Below are 19856 nucleotides of genomic sequence, written 5' to 3'. Positions count from 1 at the left end.
CGGTATGTATGATGTAATAGTAACAATGAATGAATGTTATGGCAATAAGAGGGGCGAGAAATTATGACTATTGTCCTATACTTTCGGTCCCACTTGTAAAATAATTATTCCACTAATTGGATAATGTTTCTATTGGGTTCCAAGGACTCCCTAACTGATGGCCTTTCCACTCAGAACCGTCTTCCCATATTTCTTTTTTCCAGACCGGAACAATTTGCTTCAGTCTTTCGATCGCATAACGGCTGGCGTCGTAACAAGCATCGCGGTGCGGCGAGGAAACGGCAATGACTACACTGGTCTCCGCAAGATCCACAACGCCAATACGGTGCGAGATCGCACAATGGGTACCGGGCCAACGTTCGTTAAGCTCGGCGCCGATCTGCTCCATCGTCCGAACAGCCATAGGCGCATAGGCTTCATATTCAAGCCGCACGGTACGTTGGCCGTTCGTCCACTCGCGGGTTGTTCCAACAAACGCAATCGCCGCACCATGCTCGGGTACGATTACTTTGGCAAGAACTTCATCGGAAGTTATCGGATGTTTGGTTATCACATAATGGCCGTTTGCGGATACGCATTCTTGCGAATCCGGTTCTTGATCCTCCGGTTCTCCGCCCGATACGGGAGGAAGGACGGCAAGCTCGTCCGTTGCCTGAATGACGGTCTCATCCGAGGCGTAAGTCTGATTGCATGCGACGAACGAAATCCGAATCAGATCAGCCTCCTGCGGATATTGGTCAGCTAGTTCTTGCTTCAGAGCGGCTACCGTCATGGAAGGCGCATCCTTCTCGATATGAATAACGGGGCTGCCGAAACGGCCAGCCAGCCCTGCAAACAGTTGTATTTTCCAAGTGTATGTCATGTCATATAACCTCTCATTAATTAGGTTGAACTCCGTATTAGCATACCATAATCAGTTGAAAAATGTTATTCTAGTAGCAGAGAAAAGGAGTGAGAGGCATGCCCCCATTGGTGGACCGTTTCGGGAGAGAACACGATTACTTGCGTATTTCGGTTACAGATCGATGCAATCTGCGTTGTTTATATTGCATGCCCGAGGAAGGAATGGAGTTCGAGGACGCCAGCAATCTTCTAAGTTACGATCATATCGTTCAGGTTGTGGAAACGGCAGCGGAACTTGGTATTTCGAAGCTTCGAATCACGGGCGGCGAACCGCTAGTACGCCCTGGTCTGGACGGCTTGATTCGCAGGTTGAAGGCGATTCCGGGCATTGAGGACATAGCGTTGACGACCAATGGCATGCTGCTCGGCAAACATGCCGAAGCGCTAAAGGCTGCTGGCTTAAACCGGGTCAACATTAGCCTCGATACGCTGGATCCAACGAGATTTAAATTCATTGCCCGCAGAGGCGATTTGAAACGCGTTATAGAAGGTATTGAAGCAGCCGGACGTGTCGGGCTTGCTCCGATTAAGCTGAACTGCGTGCTGCTTAAAGGCATAAACGAGGATGAGATTGCGGCTTTCCTGAAGCTGGCTTACGAACAGCCGATGCATGTCAGGTTTATTGAATATATGCCGATTGGTCACGCGGACGAGAATTGGCGCAACCATTATTTGCCGTTGTCGCATGTACTCGATGCGGCGGAGCGTGAAGGTTATACGATTACAAGAAGATTAAACGTAAAGGGAAATGGTCCGTCGGATGATTGGCAGATGGAAGGCGGCCAAGGCTCTTTTGGACTTATTCATCCGGTCAGCGACCATTTCTGCAAGAGCTGCAACCGGCTCCGTCTGACGGCGGACGGTTCGATGAAGCCATGCCTGTATTGGGTGGATGAACTCAATGTGAAGGAAGCGTTAGGCGATCCGGAAGCCATGCGAAATATTTTTTACAGAGCAATGGACCTGAAGCCGGAAAATCATGAAATGGCGGCAAAACTCGCAAATGAGGCGTTAACCCATACACCGACCGACCGCCGCATGTCACAAATCGGCGGGTGATCTGAGGAGGCAGGCATGACATTCTCTAATAGACCCATCATCATTCTGCATAGCAACGATATTCACAGCCGTCTCGAGAATGCGGCGAGAATCGCTTCTTATATCGAAGAGCAGCGGACGATCCAAGGCGGAGACCATCTTCTCTGCCTGGATATCGGCGATCATATGGACCGGATTCGGCTGGAGACCGAAGGCAGCGACGGCATGGTTAACATCGCGTTATTAAACGCCGCGGGCTACGATGCGATTACGCTTGGCAACAACGAAGGGCTTACGTATTCGAAGGAGACACTTGAGCGGGTATACCGCGATGCGAACTTTACGATTCTTGGCGCCAACATGCGCGAGACGGATTCGGGCAAGCTGCCGGAGTGGATGCTGCCAAGCATGATTGTGGAGAAAGGCGGCATCAAGATCGGACTAATTGCCGCGACTACCCGTTATACGGATTTCTACGAATTGCTTGGCTGGGATTTGACGGATCCGCTCGAGGCGATTGGCGAAGAAGTCAAGAAATTAAGAGAGCAAGCGGACGTTATTGCCGTGATGTCGCATCTCGGCATTAATATAGATAAACAATTAGCCGAGCAAGTACCCGGCATCGATCTGATCATGGGCGGGCATACGCATCATTTGTTAGAGGAGCCGCTGGTTATCGGCGGCACCTCGATTTGCGCCGCCGGGAAATTCGGCGAACAGATCGGGCGCGTGGAGCTCGAGCGGGACGAGAGCGCACAGCGCATGGTTATTCGCGCAGCATGCGTGCCGATGGCCGCCTATGCGGAGCATCCGGAAGCCGCCGCGATTATCGGCGGCTACCGCGAGGCGGGCAAGCTGCGGCTCAGCCGGGTAATTACCCGGCTGGATGCGCCGCTGCCCGCCCTCCCCGAGCGGGAATCGCCGCTCGGGAACTTGCTGGCCGCCGGCCTGCGCCGCCATACCGATGCCGAGATTGGCATCGTAAATACGGGGCAGCTGCTTGGCGGCCTGCAGCAGGGCGACGTGACAGAGGGGCAGCTGCATGCCCTCTGTCCGTCGCCGATCAATCCGTGCCGCATGCTGATTAGCGGCACCAATATAAGAGCAGCGCTCGAAGAGGCGTTGCTGCCAAGTTTTACAGGAATGCCGATTAAGGGATACGGCTTCCGCGGGGAAGTGCTTGGCACGCTTGCGATCGACGGCATGGAAGTGGAATATGACCCGTCGCTTCCGGAACTTAGTCGAATTGTGTCGATCACCGTGAATGGCGAACCGCTTTCGGATAGCAGGGATTATGTTGTGGGAAGCATTGATATGTTTACGTTCCATATCGGTTACTTATCGTTAGGACGGGCGAAGGACGTCTCCTACTATCTGCCTGAGTTTATCCGGGATTTGCTTGCTTCGGAATTGGCCAGTGGTCACGGTATTTCCGCCTGCCATTATGAAAGATGGAGAATAATGTCGAATTTTTAGCGTAAAATAGTTGCCAAGCGACAAATTTTCCCTTACATTAACAATACGGCTAGTTTTGTCCGAATATAAAGATATAGATCTATTTCTTCGGATGATAGTTATAGACGCCGTATTAAGGGGAATCGGGATTATGCGCTTGGTACCTATAACACAATGCCAGCCTGGCATGAGACTTGCCAAAAAAATTTTCTCGGGCGACGGTTTAGTCCTCTTAGGAGAAAACATCGAATTGACTAGCCGCCATATTGTCCGCTTGGACCAATATGGTATTCAGTATGTATTCATTAAAGATCCGAGGACGGACGATATCGTCATGCCGGAAATCATTTCCGAGAATACGATCAGTCTCGCTCTGAAAGAGATCAAATCGAATTTCCGCGCCATGATGGACCTTCCGAAGCAGAAAAAAGGCGCGCCTTATCCCTATATTGCACAACCCTTCAAACAAGTAATGAACATGATTATAGACGACCTGTCCAACCATAAGGACGCCATGATTATGCTGATGAATATGGGCATTGTTGATGACTATCTGTATCAGCATTCGCTTAATGTATGTGTCTATACCACACTGCTGGGCTCCGCATACGGATACCCTAGAGAAGAATTAATGAAGCTCGGCATGGGCGCATTGCTTCATGATATAGGGAAAACGCAAATTCCGATGGATGTGCTGAAAAAACCCGGCTCCTTAACGGACCACGAGTTCCAGATGATGAGGAATCACGCCAAGTTCGGCTTTGAGCTGCTCAAGGATGAGCCCAATATGCCGCTTGTAGTGGCCCATTGTGCCTTCCAGCATCATGAACGGATCGATGGAAGCGGTTATCCGCGCGGCATAGCGGGGGATGAGATCCATGAATACGCCAAGTGGATTGGCCTTGTAGATTCCTATGACGCCATGACAACGAATCGCGTATACCGTTCGCCCATGCTGCCTCATCAAGCTATCGAGCTGCTGTATGCCGGTACCGGTACTTTGTACGAACAGCATATGGTACAGCTGTTCCGGGATAAAGTTGCGATTTATCCGATTGGAATTACGGTACAGCTTCATACCGGGGAGACTGGAGTTGTGGTTGATTTCAACCATTCGTATCCGCATCGTCCAATCGTTCGTCTGTTATATAATGAAGCAGGAGAACAACTCGGCTCGCCTTATGAGATCGATTTGTCGAAGCAGCTCAGCACGATGATCGTCAGAGTCAACGGAGAGCAGTCCGATGTCGGCATGGCATCAGGAATATAAGAAGAGACAAGGGGGCAGCGATGCCTCCTTTTTCGTTTTTTATACCTATTTTATTTGCTTCATTTCCCTTCGAACATTACAATAGTATAAGTTATACTCATTCTATCCATGTAAGTCAGGTGCTGATATTTATGAATACGTTAGATTTTGCTTTAAACTCCAATCCTTTAACACCATTATCTCCGCAAAATGATCCTTGGGACCCCATTCGTTCCTTGCAAAAATACGGCCGTCATACCTTGACAAGCGTTGAGATGACGGTGACCAATCTTTGCAATATGCGCTGCGAGCATTGTGCCGTAGGCGATACGCTTGTGATGCTGGAACCGGCTAAGCTGCCTCTGGAGCTGATGATCAAACGTCTGGATGAAGTGAAATATCTGGAGACGATCAGTATTACGGGCGGTGAGCCATCCTTCTCGGACAAGACGGTGAAGGAATATATGGTTCCTCTTCTTCAATATGCGCGGAGCCGCGGCGTCCGTTCTCAGATTAATTCGAATGTCACGCTGCCGTACAGCAGGTACGAGCAATTGGCTCCTTATTTGGATGTCATGCACATTTCGTTTAATTACACGAATGCCGACGACTTCCATCAGATCGGGTTCGCGAAGGCAGGCCATGCGGTATCGCGCGATGCAGCCGCAAAGCTGTACGACCGGATGATCGATAACGCCAAACGGTTGAGCGACGCGGGAGTTCTTGTCTCCGCCGAGTCGATGATTAACTATCGGACTCATGATCGGATTGAAGAGATCCATCGGCTTATTATTGAAATGGGTTGCCAGCGTCATGAAGTGCATCCGATGTATCCGAGTTCGTTCGCTAAGGATCTTCCCGTTCTATCGAAGGAAGATATGCAGCGTGCGATCAGCAAGCTCCTTGATATTCGGGATAAAAACATATGGATGTTGTTCGGCACGTTGCCGTTCTACCATTGCAGCGATAACGAAGAGGAGCGGAAGCTCTTGAAGAGACTTGCGTCGGAACCAAATGTCACCGTACGCAATGACCCGGACGGCCGGAACCGTCTTAATGTGAACTTGTTCACCGGCGACGTATACGTGACGGACTTCTCCGACGTACCGGCGTTTGGCAACATCCAGGATGAGCAGCTTGACCAGTTGTTCGACCGTTGGCTAGGCCATGATCTGGCAAGCGGCGTGAATTGCCATTGTCCTGCAGCGTCATGTTGCGGTCCTAATCTGCTGGTGAAAGACATGTATTACAAAGAAGTAGACTTCCTTCAGAAAAAGGCTATTTTATAGGAAATTATTGATGGTAAGGGGGACATTACTTTCGAAAATGGGCGTATGCTGATAGTGGACGAAGCTCATACGAAAGTCATGGCCCCTCATACATAGGTCAGGTCCATTTTTCAGAGGAAAGGAGGAAACCGTTAACGTGTCGATCAAAACTATAGTCATGGTAGGTTTATCATTATTCCTGTTGTACCTCTTGTTTACGGTAGGGGCGCCGTTTCTGCTTGCGCTTGTGGTAGCTATATTTATGGAGCCGCTGACGCAATTTTTCATCCGTCGATTTAAGACAAACCGGTTGCTGGCTTCAACCATTTCTAGCAGTTTGTTTACGTTTGTACTGATCGGACTGATGGCGTTGCTTGGCGTAAAAGTAGTGGCCGAGCTCATTGCATTCGCGCAAAAAGTTCCAAACTATTTCGGAGACGCCAGTACATATGTCACAGATCTCGTCGAGAACGCAAGATCGCTTTACGCTAACTTCTCTCCGGACACGGTGAGCCAGATTGAGGATTGGCTGACGGATGTCAGCAAATCATTGACGGGTATGGTAGGCAGCTTGTCTTCTTCCGTTATTTCGTTTGCCTCGGGCATTCCAGGAATGTTTATCTTCTTTATCGTTTTCCTAGTAGCCGTCTACATGTTCGGATTTAGCTTAAATACGATGAAAACGACTTTCCTGACGTTATTCGAAGAAAAGTCGCGTCCGCAAGTTAATGAAGTTCTGGAAAATTTGAAAAAGTCGATTTTTGGTTTTCTCCGCTCGCAAATTATTCTCAGTGCTCTAACGTACATCATTTCTTTGATTGGCCTGATCATTCTAGATATCAAATACCCGCTCGCGATTGCCTTGTTAATCGTCATTGTCGATATTCTGCCTATTCTGGGTACAGGTACCGTGCTAGTGCCTTGGGGCACCTATCTGATCATTACCGGTGATTTATACGCAGGGATCGGGTTGTACATCTTATTCGTATTTATGACGATCTTCCGCCGTATAGTTGAACCAAAAATTTTGGGTGACGCGGTGGGCATCGGGTCCTTATCCGCTTTAATCAGTTTGTATGTCGGCTTTAAGCTGGTTGGCGTAATCGGGGTATTCCTCGGGCCGCTGGTCGTTATTATCTATATGGCGATACGCAAAGCTGGTTTGTTCAGAATTAATATTAAGTTATAAAATCGCACTTTTGAAGCCGTCCTTTGGACGGCTTTTTTTGATGAATAAATTGTTGTTACCCAATAAGCCCTAAACCCGCGTTAGAACCTGAACCAGCTGTTACAAGATGCTGCATTGAGCAGAAAATACCAGGTTTTTGTAATTGTGTTAATGGGGAAAAGCCCTGCCGGCATAAAGTGATTAGGAGATGTCTAAATGTCAGGGAGGGGTAACCGGATGATCACCGAGAGAAATGACCGAGCCGAGAACAATGCCAATCTGGCGGCTCAGGCTACGAATAGCGCTCCTAATGCGGCGAACGCAGCTAACGCGGCAAATACGGCAGCCAATGCAGCAAACACAGAAGTAAATGCAGCTGCTGCAGAAAATACGGAGAAGGGCAAAGAGAAAAAAGAATACAAGACTGCTAATAATCAAAATCCTTTAAATCAGATACATGTCTATGAGCCGTTTATTGGTCCATGCGATCCATGTCCGCCAATGAAACTAAAAACCTATGTAGTACCGCCTAATCAGTTTATTGCATATCAACCGCAAGGGCTGCCTCAATATTCGATTCATGAGGCGCTGAAGCGGGGGACGCTCTGGCCGGCTTTGTACAGCAACTATCAATCCAGATATTATTTGTAAGCTTATTTTGTATGACAATTCTTTAAGCTGTTCCATACGAAGCAAGAATTGCTTCGCAATTAATGCTTACGAAGTAAGAATTATCACAAATAGGCGTTAATGCTCCTATTTGTGTGACAATTCTTTAAGCTGGTCCTTACGAAGCAAGAATTGCTTCGCAATTCTTTTGAGGAGGTCGAATTCCTTGAGCATCGTTCTCGACGAACAATATTACAGCAAGCTGGAGGAACTTCAGGCAATTGGATTTGCTTTAGTGGAATTAACGTTATATTTGGATACCCATCCGCACGACGCGCAGGCAATCCAGCAGTTTAATCAACTAGCGATGCAGCAGCATCAATGCAGGCAAATGTTTGAAAGCTTATATGGACCTACGCTTCAATACGGCAATAGCTTTTCGAAATACCCGTGGCAGTGGTCAGAAAGTCCATGGCCGTGGCAGGTGTAATGCCAGTTCCGCTCTGAAAATCCGCCTGAGAAAGGGGACGTGTCAAACGGATGTGGTTATACGAGAAAAAGCTGCAATACCCGGTAAAAGTTGGAAAGTGTGACCCCATGATGGCCCGATACTTAATTGAGCAATACGGAGGGGCGGATGGCGAGTTGTCCGCGGCTCTTCGTTATTTGAATCAGCGTTATTCCATACCCGACAAAGTGATAGGTCTTTTGACAGACATAGGGACTGAAGAATTTGGGCACTTGGAAATGATTGCCACAATGGTATATAAATTGACAAAAGACGCCACGCCCAGACAACTGATGGAAGCTGGCCTTGGAGAAAATTTTGTAAACCATGATAATGGGATGATGTACGTGAATGCATCAGGGGTACCGTGGACGGCAGCCTATATCGGTACCAAGGGTGATCCGATCGCAGACCTATATGAGGATATTGCAGCCGAAGAGAAGGCCCGTGCTACGTACCAGTGGCTAATTGATATGACAGATGATGTGGATTTGCAAGATGGTCTTAAGTTTTTACGTGAGCGTGAGATTGTCCATTCTCTAAGGTTTAGGGAAGCGGTTGAGATGATAAAGTCTGACTGGGGGACCAAGAAAGTATTTAAGGTGTAGGCTAGGCATTAATATTGAGGAATAGTCAGATAGCAGCCGATATCGGCTGCTTTTTTGTGTGCGCCCAGCATGGGCGCTATCTCTAGGGTTCAAGTCCCGAATGGTGAAGGCAGTAGTAACCATAGCTTAAGACAAGGGTGTCCATCGTGAGATGGAATCTGAAGGAAGTCGGCGGCAAATCTCCGGTCTGAGGAACACGAACTTCATATAAGGCTAACGTACGTTGGGTGAGGTTGCACAACAAACCAAAGCCCATACTGCCGAAGGCGTACGAGAGTAAATGGAGCAGATAGATGGAGAGGAAGATAGCGTTCTTACCTGGGGAGATCTGTATGGCAGGCAGCAATCAAGCTGTAAACATGCCTGAGAAGGCGTGCTGAACCTACAGAAGTCAGCAGAGGCCATAGTATGCAGACTGTTGCAACAGTTGCAGAAGGGCTGAACATGGAATAGGAATGGGACAACTTGGCGTTCGAAGATGGGCGAAGAAAGCAGACAATCCCTATTTTTTTTAAGGGACTTATCTGAGAGAAGTAGCGGTGAGTACGCGAGGGAACTCAGAAGGGCATAGTCCATCAGCGGCACAAAAAGGAAGAACTATTCACGCAAGGAGTGTATCAAAAGATGATCGAAGAAGTGCTGTCACGAGCAAACATGCTAACGGCTCTAGCACGAGTCGAAGCGAATAAAGGGAGTCACGGCGTAGATGGTATGTCGGTAAAAACCTTACGCGAACACATCGTACAAAACTGGCCGACCATTCGAGAAAGCATAAGGAACGGAACCTACGAACCGAGTCCAGTCCGTCGGGTCGAAATCCCGAAACCGAACGGTGGAACGAGGTCTTTAGGGATACCTACCGTGACAGACCGTCTTATTCAACAAGCGATCACGCAAGTATTGACGCCCGTATTTGACCCCGCTTACTCCGAACATAGTTATGGATTCCGCCCACAAAGGCGAGGCCATGATGCAGTAAGGAAAGCAAAAGGGTATATGCAAGAAGGATACCGAATCGTAGTCGAGATCGACCTTGAGAAGTTCTTCGACCGCGTTCATCACGATCGGCTGATGGCAAGACTCGCAGAACGAGTACCGGATAAAAGAGTACTGAAGCTTATTCGTTCCTACTTGCAAGCAGGAGTGATGGAAAATGGTCTTATAAGAGGAACAGCAGAAGGTGCTCCACAAGGAGGTCCACTAAGTCCACTACTATCTAATATTGTCTTAGACGAATTAGATAAAGAATTGGAGAAACGAAACCTTCGGCTCGTAAGCTATGCGGACGACTGTAACATCTATGTGAAAACGTGGAAAGCAGGTCAACGTGTGATGGACTCCGTCTCCTCTTTTATTGAACGAAAACTAAAAATTGAAGGTCAACCAAACGAAAAGCAGGAAAGAAAATTCCTTGGATTCACGTTCGGGAGAGAGAAGGAAAATCCGCGAATAAGGATTTTCTTTGCAACGAGTAAAGGTAAAGATTAAATGGATCACATCGCGGAGTTCGTCAACTCCCATGGAGGTCCGTATAAAGGAACTCAACCAATATCTGATGGGATGGTGTGGCTACTACGCATTAGCGGAAACGGAAAGTACGTTTCGAGAATTGGACAAGTGGATAAGAAGAAGACTTCGGATGTGTACGTGGAAGCAGTAGAAGCTACCGAGGACAAAGGTAAGAGAACTGATTTCACTAGGTATCTCAAAGCAGAAAGCCTATGAATGGGGCAATTCGAGGAAGAAATATTGGCGAATAGCTAGTAGTCCAATCCTTAGCCGTGCATTGAATAACCAGTATTGGTCAACCATCGGGCTACAGGGTTTAATGGACAAATACAAACAATTGCGGAATATGCATGAACCGCCGTATACCGAATGGTACGTACGGTGGTGTGAGAGGACGGGGGCTAGCCGCCCCCTCCTACTCGATTACGCTCTAACGTATCTAAACGGTACGTTCGTTATTTAAGGGGATGAAACTTGACTAGACTTTATTAATATAAACAAGCTATTCAGTCTAAGAATTAATTACTGGAAAAAGGAATAAGTACATTGTCGGTTACAGTTCTGTTTAAAAAGTAGGTGGTTATCGGAAAAATCCCAAAAATTTTACCATAAATCAAAAAAAACTACATATTAAAATATGTATATTATTAATATTATATTTATATTTGATTTGATATTACAAAAGATGTATATTAAATTGCTTAATAGGAAGAAGGTGATATATAAAATATATTATTATTGAGTAAAAAATGTCTTGATGTTATTTTTGGTGATGAATTATGCTAAATCAACTAAATTATGGATTGTAGGGGGAAATGTATGAAGATAATTATGTCAAAAACTTTATTCAATAAATTTCTTAAAATTATTTTGTGTTTGTTATTATTAACATCACTAATTGGTCAGAAAACATTCGCAAGTCAAAATACCGCAAGTCAAAATACTAGTATTACTAGTTCAGATGAAAAAAAATCGAAAAAAATAGTAAAGGAATTATCCGATCGGAGAAAAATAGCCTCCAAAGAATTCCTACTTGAAGATGGATCGATTCAGGCTAATTTTTATTCAAACGCTATCCATTATGAAGATGAGAAAGGTAGATTACAAGACATTGATACTCAATTTGTAGATGAAGCATTAATAGTGGACGATCATGATATTTACTCTAAAGAAGTTGCTAAAGAAGTAAAAGAAATTGCCAGAAAAAACAATCAAAAGAAATCTATTAGTAAAGAGGAAGCCTCACTGCTAGATTCGGATTATCGTGCATTAAAGGTACCATTTAATATTAGGATTCCAAAGGATTACCGTAAAGGCTACACCATGTCTAAAGGCACAGATAGGATATCTCTCGTACCTATTAATGCAAACAGAAGCAAAGGATCTTTAAGTAGTTCGGAAACGAATGTAATGTATTATCCGAATGTTTGGAAAGACACAGACGTCAGACTTTCACTTGAGTCTTATGGAATTAAGGAAACAATCTATTTAAAAAGTAAAAATGCCCCAACGCAATTTTCGTATCGTATTAATAAGAAGCTGGATAGCAATTTGTCATCAGGGCAGCTTCAAATTGATCCAATGTGGTTTGAAGATGCAAGTGGAACGCATAGAGAGATTCAACCTGTAATTGAACAAGAAGCTAATCATACGTTGTTAAAGTTTGAGATTGATACCACGAATCTTTCCTATCCAATTATTATTGACCCTACAATAACAGATAAAACTAGTAAAGCTGGCCTGACAGATTCCTATGTAGCTAATAACACAGGTTCAGGTATTAATTTTGGAACGTCTACTCAACTCCAAGTAATGAAAAATGCTAATGGTGATGAATCCAGAACATATATTGACTTTGAGCATTACTCTACTTTCTATGGATTAAGAGGAAAGATAATCAACAGTGCAAAACTTTCATTGTTTTTAAAAGATAATCGAGAAGGCACTCCAGGAACAGCGAATATGACAATTTCTCGTGTTACTTCATCATGGCTAACGTCGACATTAGTATGGGGCAATAAACCATCTGATACATCAGTTAATTCTGTTAATTTTATAGCACCTTTAAATGGATATGGTTGGGTAGATGTGGATGTTACTCAAATGGTCACAGATATGTATGCAAAAAATGAATTTTATGGTTTTGTTATAAAACCACAATCGGGTTATTTCTTTAATTTGTGGTTTCATTCTAGTAAAAATACAATAGGCGAACCTGTTCTAACAATAAACTATTTTGAAACGGCAAATGATACTGCTCAAAATTCATTGAAAATATATGAAAAGATTAATTATAGGGGGTATCTTAGTAATTCCACAGATGTAGAATATTTCACATTTACAGCCCTTAGAAACGGCGATTATTGTATTGGGATGAAACCTCCATCAAATCAAAATATTGATATGAAGGTATATGATAGTAGTTCAAACGAACTTATGTCAGGATCTAATCCTACATCGGACGCCGAGTTGTTAAATTTAAAAATGACAGCAGGACAAACAATAACTATAAAATTGTTCAATAATGGGAGTACATCTTTCTCAATGAGTTCTTTATATAGAATACGTATTTCAAATTTAAATTACTATTACTATGTCTATGATTCATCTAATCGATTAGTAGAACTATATAATGAACAAGGGATTTACCGTAATAGTACATTATACACGTATGATTTTAACGGTAATCTAAAAAGTAAGATCACTAATGTGAAAACAGATATACTATAAATCAATTTAGATAGGGAGGAATTACATTTGAAAACGACAAATCCTATAAAAATACGTAAATATCTTGTAGTTGTTCTTGTTTGTTCAATACTATTATTCTCTTTAAATCAGTTTTCAGCTTATGCGGAGTCAGTACAATTCAATGAAACTAATGAAGTTAACTCATTTGGCAGTGATACGATAACGGATTCTGTGATTGGAGAAAAGAAGAATGAGTATCCAAATGGAGTCTTAGTGAAATTTATTGATGTTGATAGAGCAGAAGAAGATTATAAGAAGAAAGGTATTCAATTAAGAGTTTTAAAACACTTTTCGATTGCAGTTATAGATAGTGTTTCAGATAAGGAAATCGAGCTGATTAAAGCTGACCCAAATGTTATTTACTATGAAGGTAATACATCAACAGCAATTGCTGAAGATACTTATACTAGCAATATTAAACAAATCAATACACATCAGGTACATGATTTAGGTATTTATGGTGAGAATGTGAAAGTTGCGGTGTTTGATACAGGAATTGATTCTGATTCAAAGGATCTTAAAATCATTGATGGAGTTTCATTTATACCTGAGGAACAAAATTACGATGATTTGAATGGGCATGGTACATTTGTATCTAGCATAATTGCTGCACTCCGTAATTCACAAGGGTTAATAGGAATAGCCCCAAATGTTGATTTGTATGCTGTTAAAGTCCTAAATGAAAACGGAAAAGGAACATATAGCCAAGTAATTGAAGGTATTGAATGGGCAATTAATAACAAAGTTGATATTATTTCAATGAGTTTAGTTGGAAAGGAATATTCAAAAGCTCTTGAAGAAGCCATGGAATTAGCCTATGAAAATGATATCTTACTTGTAGCACCTACAGGAAATGATGGATCACAAAATGTTCTTTATCCTGCAAAGTTCAATACAGTTATTGCTGTCGGAGCAGTGGACGCAGAAAATAATTTGGCTTTCTTCTCAAATACGGGACCAGAGGTAGAATTAGTTGCACCTGGTGTTAATATTCAAGGATTAGATAAGGATGGGCAAACTGTCATTAACAAAAGTGGCACTTCATTTGCAGTTCCACATGTTGCTGCTTCATTAGCTTTAATAAAGAACAAATATCCAGAAATGAATAATAAAGAACTTCGTAATTTACTTGACACTCAAGCTAAACATTTAACAAGTACGAGAAGTGACTTATTCGGCTATGGTTTGGTTGATGCTTCAGCCGTTATCGTTAGTCCTAAAGAAAGCATTTCAGCAGAAGGAGTATTCTCACTAATCAAAAGCAAAGAATCGTTTAGTAAGTTTACTGAGTCAGAACAAGAAGAAATAAGTGACTTTTTTCAAGTTTCTAAAGAATTGTTACTTCAGGGGGAGAAGAGTGGCGTAACTCTCATTCAGTCTATACAAATTGCAACTCGAGTAGAAGAATATAAGTTACCTTATGAAGAAGTAAAACAATTAATTCTAGAACATGAAGATCTAAAGGAACTTGACGTACAGGTTCAATCTTATAATCAATTTCTCCAAAGATATAATGTTGATTTTCAGTATATCAATGAGATTAAGTCATTGTTTTTAACTGGATATCAATTTCATAATGTTTATGCTGCTTACGTCATGGGAATTTCTTCAGGTCTCCCAATCTCATCCTTAGTTTTAAAAAATCATAACGAAGCAGAAACTGACTTACAATTAATAAAACTCGAGTTACCTGAAGACGAATATAGTATTGTAGAGAGAATAGTTAAACAGTACCCAACTAAATTACAAATTATTCAATCAGAATTAGAAAACTCAAAAAGTACTTGGGCTGATATAGAAAATAAAATTCAGAATACTGTGAAATTATTAACTACCAAAATTACTGAAGAGCAACCGGCTAAAACATCTACAACAACATCTACACTTCAAACTGAAACACCAGAGGAAGTAGTAGATTATAACAAGTATCTACAGGCTCCTTTTAATTTAGCACAAAATAGGAATGAAACTGTTCAAGCAGGAACGGGATCTTTAGAATATGATCAAACCAATTATCAATTGTCAGGAAGAAATGGATTAGATCTAACTCTTCAGGTGCGTTATAATTCATCAGAATCAAACATATATGAGGCTGATTATTGGTCATCTAGTTACACTGATTATGATTATAAAGTTATAGGTGGCGCACTAGCTTACTGGGAAAACTGGATCGGTACTGACAGATATCCCTCCGGTGATATTCCATCATCAACACTAGGAGTTTATGAAACTTTAGAAGACGCAGTAACTGTAGCGGCAATCTATGCAGATCAAGATTACACAATTAATGATTACTGGGAGGACGGGACAGATTTAAAGATTAATTACTATTCAGTGATAGTGGAGCAGTATGATCCAACAGATAGTTACAGTTCGACAGGAAATACTAAAATCAATGACACATATACTGAACTTCAAAGTAACATTGGTTCAGGTTGGACATTTGGTTTTTCTTCAATTGAAATTGATAAAAATGATAATAAATATTTACACTTAGCAAGTGGGGGCATCTTTAAGATAAAAATTACATCAGCAGAGGGGGATTCAAATCTTGAAAACTACAAATTAAAAGATATCCGGTTGGAACCTGACAATGGAACCTACACGAACGCTCAAAACGTAAAATCTTCCTATGTTTTAATAAATAAAAGTGGATATAGAGAATACTTTGGCTCAAATGGTCAACTATTAGTCATGATAGATAGATATGGCAATAATATCTCTTTTGAGCACCAGTACATAAATGGTGTTCCAGTTATATCTAAGATAACGGATTCATTGGGTCGAGTACTAACTTTCACATATGCTACAACATCGACCCAGAAAACGTTGACAATTACTCTGCCTGACAACAACACGATAAAATACATTTCATTACCAATTGAAGGATATAATAACGAGTTTGTTCTTAGTAAAATAGTTGACCAGAAGAACAGAGAAACTGTTTTCAATTATGATACATCAAATTGCAAGTCAAATTTTAATTTTTTCAGTAAAACCAATAGGAATACGGAGAATGTATACGCTTGTTTAGCTACAGTTACACATCCTACAAAAGCCAAAACTACCTATATCTACGAAAAGGCTGTAGCAAATCTAGGTAGTCAAGGTTCTTATGAGTATTTCCGTGTGAAATCAAGAGAAGACTTTTCTGAAGGGGTGTCAAATGCAAAGTTAATTTATGATTACGTTAACAATTTTTCAGGATATCCTACGTATACTGACCCATCAAATTTACCAACAAGCTTTTCTTATTCAATGAATATTACTGATGTTTACAATAAAATAGGAACTGATCCTAAAACAACAACTATTAAATTGAATAGTAATCATTTAATTGAGAAGCGGGATATCCAAGCAGGTTCAAAAAATATTGAATCAACTACCTACAGTTATAATTTAAACAAACAGCCAGTTACGATTACGACAACACAATATAATATCGGAACAACTGAAAATGCTTCAAAGACCATTGAATATACTTATGATGATTGGGGAGATATTTTAACCTACAAGGACCCGTTTCAAAATGTATCAACTTATACTTACGATAATAAGTTCCATATTAGAAACTCTGAAATACGAAATTTGAATTCAACTAATCAACAAAAAACCAGCTATGAGATCAATCAAAATAATGGAAATGTTGATAAACTAATAGTTTCTCATGTAGAGAATGGGATGGATCAAAGTATAGTTGTCAATTTAACTTATGATATCTATGGTAATATGTTAACCCAGAGTATTAAGAAAAAAGACGGGACAAGTGCGGTAGTATCATTCACTTACGATCCACTTCTAAATTATGGATACTTAACAAAAGAATCTCAGACGATAAAAGATGTAAATGGAAATAATCAAACAATCGATAATATCTATGAATATTACTTTAATTCAGGGAAGTTAAAGACATACACTGATGGTGAAAAAAACATATATAAATACCTATATGATAATTTAGGTAGATTAACTTTAATTGCTTTTCCTGGCTCTACGGAAGAGCTAACAATTAATAAAGAAATAATTTATGACGATACCAATAATATCATTACTTACATTGATGAAGTAGGGGTTAGTCATAAAAATATCTATGATAATCTTGGTAGACTTGTTCGAAAACAAATGTACAAAGATTCTTCTTGGATTACTACTGAAGAGAATCATTATAATCAATTAGGATTAATAGATTGGACTAAAAACATATCAAATAACCAAACATTTTATACTTACGATGTATTAGGTCGCATAATTAAACAAACAAATCCAGACTCGACTTTTAAACAAGTTAAGTATCAAGATGCTTGGATTTATGAGTATAATACAAACCGAGTACAAGTAATTGATGAGTCTGGCAAGTCAACGTATACGTTCAATGATAAAGCAGGACGAAAGAAAGCATTCTTTGTTAGTGATATAGCTCAAGTATTAAATTTAGATTCAGGAACACCAGTAAATTATACAGCTCTTTATAATTATGATTATGCTGGTAATTTAATTTCGGTAAAGGACGCAAAGGGGAATGTCACGACATATTCTTATGATGATCTAAGTCGGTTGATAAAGGTAACAAATCCTTTATTAGAAACTACTAGATATGAATATGATAATTTCGGCAATCTAACAAAAACCATATTCAATGATGATAGCACTAAAGAAAATTATTATGATGATGCTGGAAGATTGATTAAGAAAATGAATCAAAGTAAGCTTGAAGATACTTTCACTTATGATAAAAATGGACAAGTAGACATTCATATTGATCGTAATAAAACCAAATTTGATTATGGTTATAATAACCGGGGGTGGTTAACACAAATTATTGCTAACTCAGGAACAACGACTGAAACCAAGAGTTTTGAGTATAATGCTGCAGGTCAAAGAATTAGCGCCACTGTAGGTTCTTTGGAATTCTCGTATGAGTACAGGAATGATAACGGTTCTCTTAGGAAAATGGAATACCCTGATGGGCATTATGTAGAAACTTCAGAAGATTTTACTGCATCGGTTCCTTACAGTAAGATTAAGGATCCATTTGGTAAAATATCATACTATGCGTATGATAAGTTAAATAGACTTGATTACGTAACACTAGACTCATTAACGGGTACAAAAGAAGCGGATTATTCATACACACCAAGTGGCTATATTAATCAAATTAAATTTCCCAATAATTATGAGATTGATTACCAATATAGTGATACTGATTCAGCCCAACTTAAAAATATAAAGCATAAAGATTCTTCCGGGACAATAATTAATCAATATGATTATATCTATGATAAGAATTTTAATACTACAAGTGTTACCTCTAAGATTGGAAGTTCTACCGAGATTATAAGCGCTAATTATGATCCAGTGAATCGACTATCGACTGTTAATGGAGATGAAGAAAGTTATTCTTATGATACGAATGGAAATAGGATTCAGTTAACAAGCAATAAGGTGATTGACATATCGCCGGCGTCTTATCGTTATAATATTTGGAATGAATTAGTACAAGTTACAATGGAAAATGGGGAAGAAGTTACACTGAAATATGACCCAGACGGATTTCTATATGAAAGAAATTATAATAATGATAAAACAAGGTACTATTATTATTTAGGCAATATTATTGCTGAGGGAACTGTCAAATCAGACAATACAGTGTCATTAAAAGGAAGATATCTTTATGGTATGGGACTAATTAGTAAGATGGATAAGGAAGATAATAAATTTTACTATCTGACGAATGGTCATGGTGATGTAGTAGAAATAATAAATAGCTTAGGAGGGATAGAGAATCAATATAAGTATGATGTTTGGGGCAATCCAACTACAATAAAAGAATCAGTATCAAATCCTTTTAAGTACTCAGGGGAGTACTGGGATGAAGATATCGCACTACAATATCTGGGAGCAAGATGGTATGATCCCGGGATAGGTCGGTTTATTTCAGAAGACACATACGAAGGTACACTAAGTAATTCTTTAAGTTTAAATCTCTACACATATGTAGAGAATAATCCATTAGGATATGTTGATCCTACTGGTCACTTAAAAGTCAGCGGCCTTCAAAAATTGTCCGACCAATATAACAAAGGGTATATAGCGGATGCTAATCTTGGTCCAAAAGTTCTTATTGCAAATGGACTTGAGAAGGCTGGAGGTATAAAGGAAGGTAATAATACCGTATTCCATGATATAGCTCAATTAATTGCAGCTAAACAGGTATATAAAGCTTACGGAAAAGGTAGAAATATTATGCCAGTTTTGGAGTGGAAGTTACCTAGTGGAAGAGAAATAGACATTGCGTACTTTGGTCAGATTTGGGAAGTAAAACCTTGGGGTCAAAGTGCTGAGGAGCAACTTTCTGCTTACGTAGAAGAAGGAAATGGAGATTTTACAAGAGGGAATGAACTGAATGATGTAACGCGTTTTCATATTTACGGTATTTTATACATGGGTGTTTATTTTGTAGCACCAGGAGAGGTGAAATATGAACTCTATTGGTATGATGATGGTGTATATACACCATTAACTGTTGCACAAGCCAGAACCTATGTAAATTCGGAATATGAAAGAAGAAGTAAAAACGCTGGACTGGGGCAAGCTGTTGTAGTAGGAGTTACAACAGTAGGTGTGGCTGCAATTACTGCAGCAGCTGAGATTGGAGGAGCTATTGCAGGATCCGTGAAAGCAATCTTCGGTTAAATACCTCAATCACCCTATGAAAAAATTTCATAGGGTGATTCTAACGGAAAGGGGAGAATCCTTTGATAATACGTAAATTATTGATCCTAACTTCATT

General features: G+C 41.0%; 11 protein-coding genes and 1 pseudogene. 11 read left to right on the top strand and 1 reads right to left on the bottom strand.

Annotated elements, in window-relative coordinates; translation table 11 throughout:
- Nucleotides 1-112: 112 nt before the first annotated feature.
- Nucleotides 113-862 carry a molybdenum cofactor biosynthesis protein gene (locus tag QQK89_RS00115; protein ID WP_284236352.1) on the bottom strand — a complete coding sequence of 250 codons (750 nt, stop codon included), beginning with the start codon at nt 860-862 and terminating at the stop codon, nt 113-115.
- Nucleotides 863-960: 98 nt separating this feature from the next.
- On the opposite strand from QQK89_RS00115, the gene moaA reads away from it, so the two are divergent.
- From moaA to QQK89_RS00060, 11 genes and pseudogenes are all read left to right on the top strand, one after another.
- Nucleotides 961-1962, top strand: coding sequence for a GTP 3',8-cyclase MoaA (moaA, locus tag QQK89_RS00110; protein ID WP_284236351.1), 1002 nt, complete (start codon nt 961-963; stop codon nt 1960-1962).
- A gap of 15 nt (nt 1963-1977) precedes the next feature.
- Entirely contained in the window at nt 1978-3417 is a 1440-nt protein-coding gene (locus QQK89_RS00105) for a bifunctional metallophosphatase/5'-nucleotidase (protein ID WP_284236350.1), read from the top strand.
- A 130-nt stretch (nt 3418-3547) separates the two neighbouring features.
- Nucleotides 3548-4666 carry an HD-GYP domain-containing protein gene (locus tag QQK89_RS00100; RefSeq protein ID WP_284236349.1) on the top strand — a complete coding sequence of 373 codons (1119 nt, stop codon included), beginning with the start codon at nt 3548-3550 and terminating at the stop codon, nt 4664-4666.
- A gap of 131 nt (nt 4667-4797) precedes the next feature.
- On the top strand, nt 4798-5934 hold the full coding sequence (yfkAB, locus tag QQK89_RS00095; RefSeq protein ID WP_284236348.1) for a radical SAM/CxCxxxxC motif protein YfkAB: 1137 nt from the start codon (nt 4798-4800) through the stop codon (nt 5932-5934).
- A gap of 136 nt (nt 5935-6070) precedes the next feature.
- The gene (gene ytvI, locus QQK89_RS00090) at nt 6071-7102 is read left to right on the top strand and encodes a sporulation integral membrane protein YtvI (RefSeq protein WP_284236347.1); all 1032 of its coding nucleotides are present in this window, start codon (nt 6071-6073) and stop codon (nt 7100-7102) included.
- A gap of 480 nt (nt 7103-7582) precedes the next feature.
- Nucleotides 7583-7732 (top strand): spore coat associated protein CotJA, encoded by a 150-nt coding sequence (locus QQK89_RS00085; protein WP_284236929.1) that lies wholly within the window; start codon nt 7583-7585, stop codon nt 7730-7732.
- A 184-nt stretch (nt 7733-7916) separates the two neighbouring features.
- The gene (locus QQK89_RS00080) at nt 7917-8180 is read left to right on the top strand and encodes a spore coat protein CotJB (protein ID WP_284236346.1); all 264 of its coding nucleotides are present in this window, start codon (nt 7917-7919) and stop codon (nt 8178-8180) included.
- Between the two features lie 50 nt (nt 8181-8230).
- Nucleotides 8231-8806 (top strand): manganese catalase family protein, encoded by a 576-nt coding sequence (locus tag QQK89_RS00075; protein ID WP_284236345.1) that lies wholly within the window; start codon nt 8231-8233, stop codon nt 8804-8806.
- 624 nt (nt 8807-9430) lie between these two features.
- Nucleotides 9431-10664 (top strand): annotated as a pseudogene (ltrA, locus tag QQK89_RS00070) (group II intron reverse transcriptase/maturase); the annotation flags it as partial.
- A gap of 470 nt (nt 10665-11134) precedes the next feature.
- Complete coding sequence (locus QQK89_RS00065) at nt 11135-13045, top strand: DNRLRE domain-containing protein (protein ID WP_284236344.1); 1911 nt, start codon at nt 11135-11137, stop codon at nt 13043-13045.
- A 27-nt stretch (nt 13046-13072) separates the two neighbouring features.
- Nucleotides 13073-19759, top strand: coding sequence for a S8 family serine peptidase (locus QQK89_RS00060; RefSeq protein ID WP_284236343.1), 6687 nt, complete (start codon nt 13073-13075; stop codon nt 19757-19759).
- Nucleotides 19760-19856: the final 97 nt, after the last annotated feature.

The sequence above is a fragment of the Paenibacillus glycanilyticus genome (genome assembly GCF_030161375.1).
Taxonomy (GTDB): Bacteria; Bacillota; Bacilli; order Paenibacillales; family Paenibacillaceae; genus Pristimantibacillus; species Pristimantibacillus glycanilyticus_B.
Note: the sequence above shows the minus strand (reverse complement) of the source record. Positions and strands in the feature narration are given on the sequence as shown.

Excerpts from the sequence above, each read along its gene's own strand:
- QQK89_RS00115 (WP_284236352.1), bottom strand. The coding sequence starts at position 862 with ATGACATACACTTGGAAAATACAACTGTTTGCAGGGCTGGCTGGCCGT.
- moaA (WP_284236351.1), top strand. The coding sequence starts at position 961 with ATGCCCCCATTGGTGGACCGTTTCGGGAGAGAACACGATTACTTGCGT.
- QQK89_RS00105 (WP_284236350.1), top strand. The coding sequence starts at position 1,978 with ATGACATTCTCTAATAGACCCATCATCATTCTGCATAGCAACGATATT.
- QQK89_RS00100 (WP_284236349.1), top strand. The coding sequence starts at position 3,548 with ATGCGCTTGGTACCTATAACACAATGCCAGCCTGGCATGAGACTTGCC.
- yfkAB (WP_284236348.1), top strand. The coding sequence starts at position 4,798 with ATGAATACGTTAGATTTTGCTTTAAACTCCAATCCTTTAACACCATTA.
- QQK89_RS00085 (WP_284236929.1), top strand. The coding sequence starts at position 7,583 with ATGAAACTAAAAACCTATGTAGTACCGCCTAATCAGTTTATTGCATAT.
- QQK89_RS00075 (WP_284236345.1), top strand. The coding sequence starts at position 8,231 with ATGTGGTTATACGAGAAAAAGCTGCAATACCCGGTAAAAGTTGGAAAG.
- QQK89_RS00065 (WP_284236344.1), top strand. The coding sequence starts at position 11,135 with ATGAAGATAATTATGTCAAAAACTTTATTCAATAAATTTCTTAAAATT.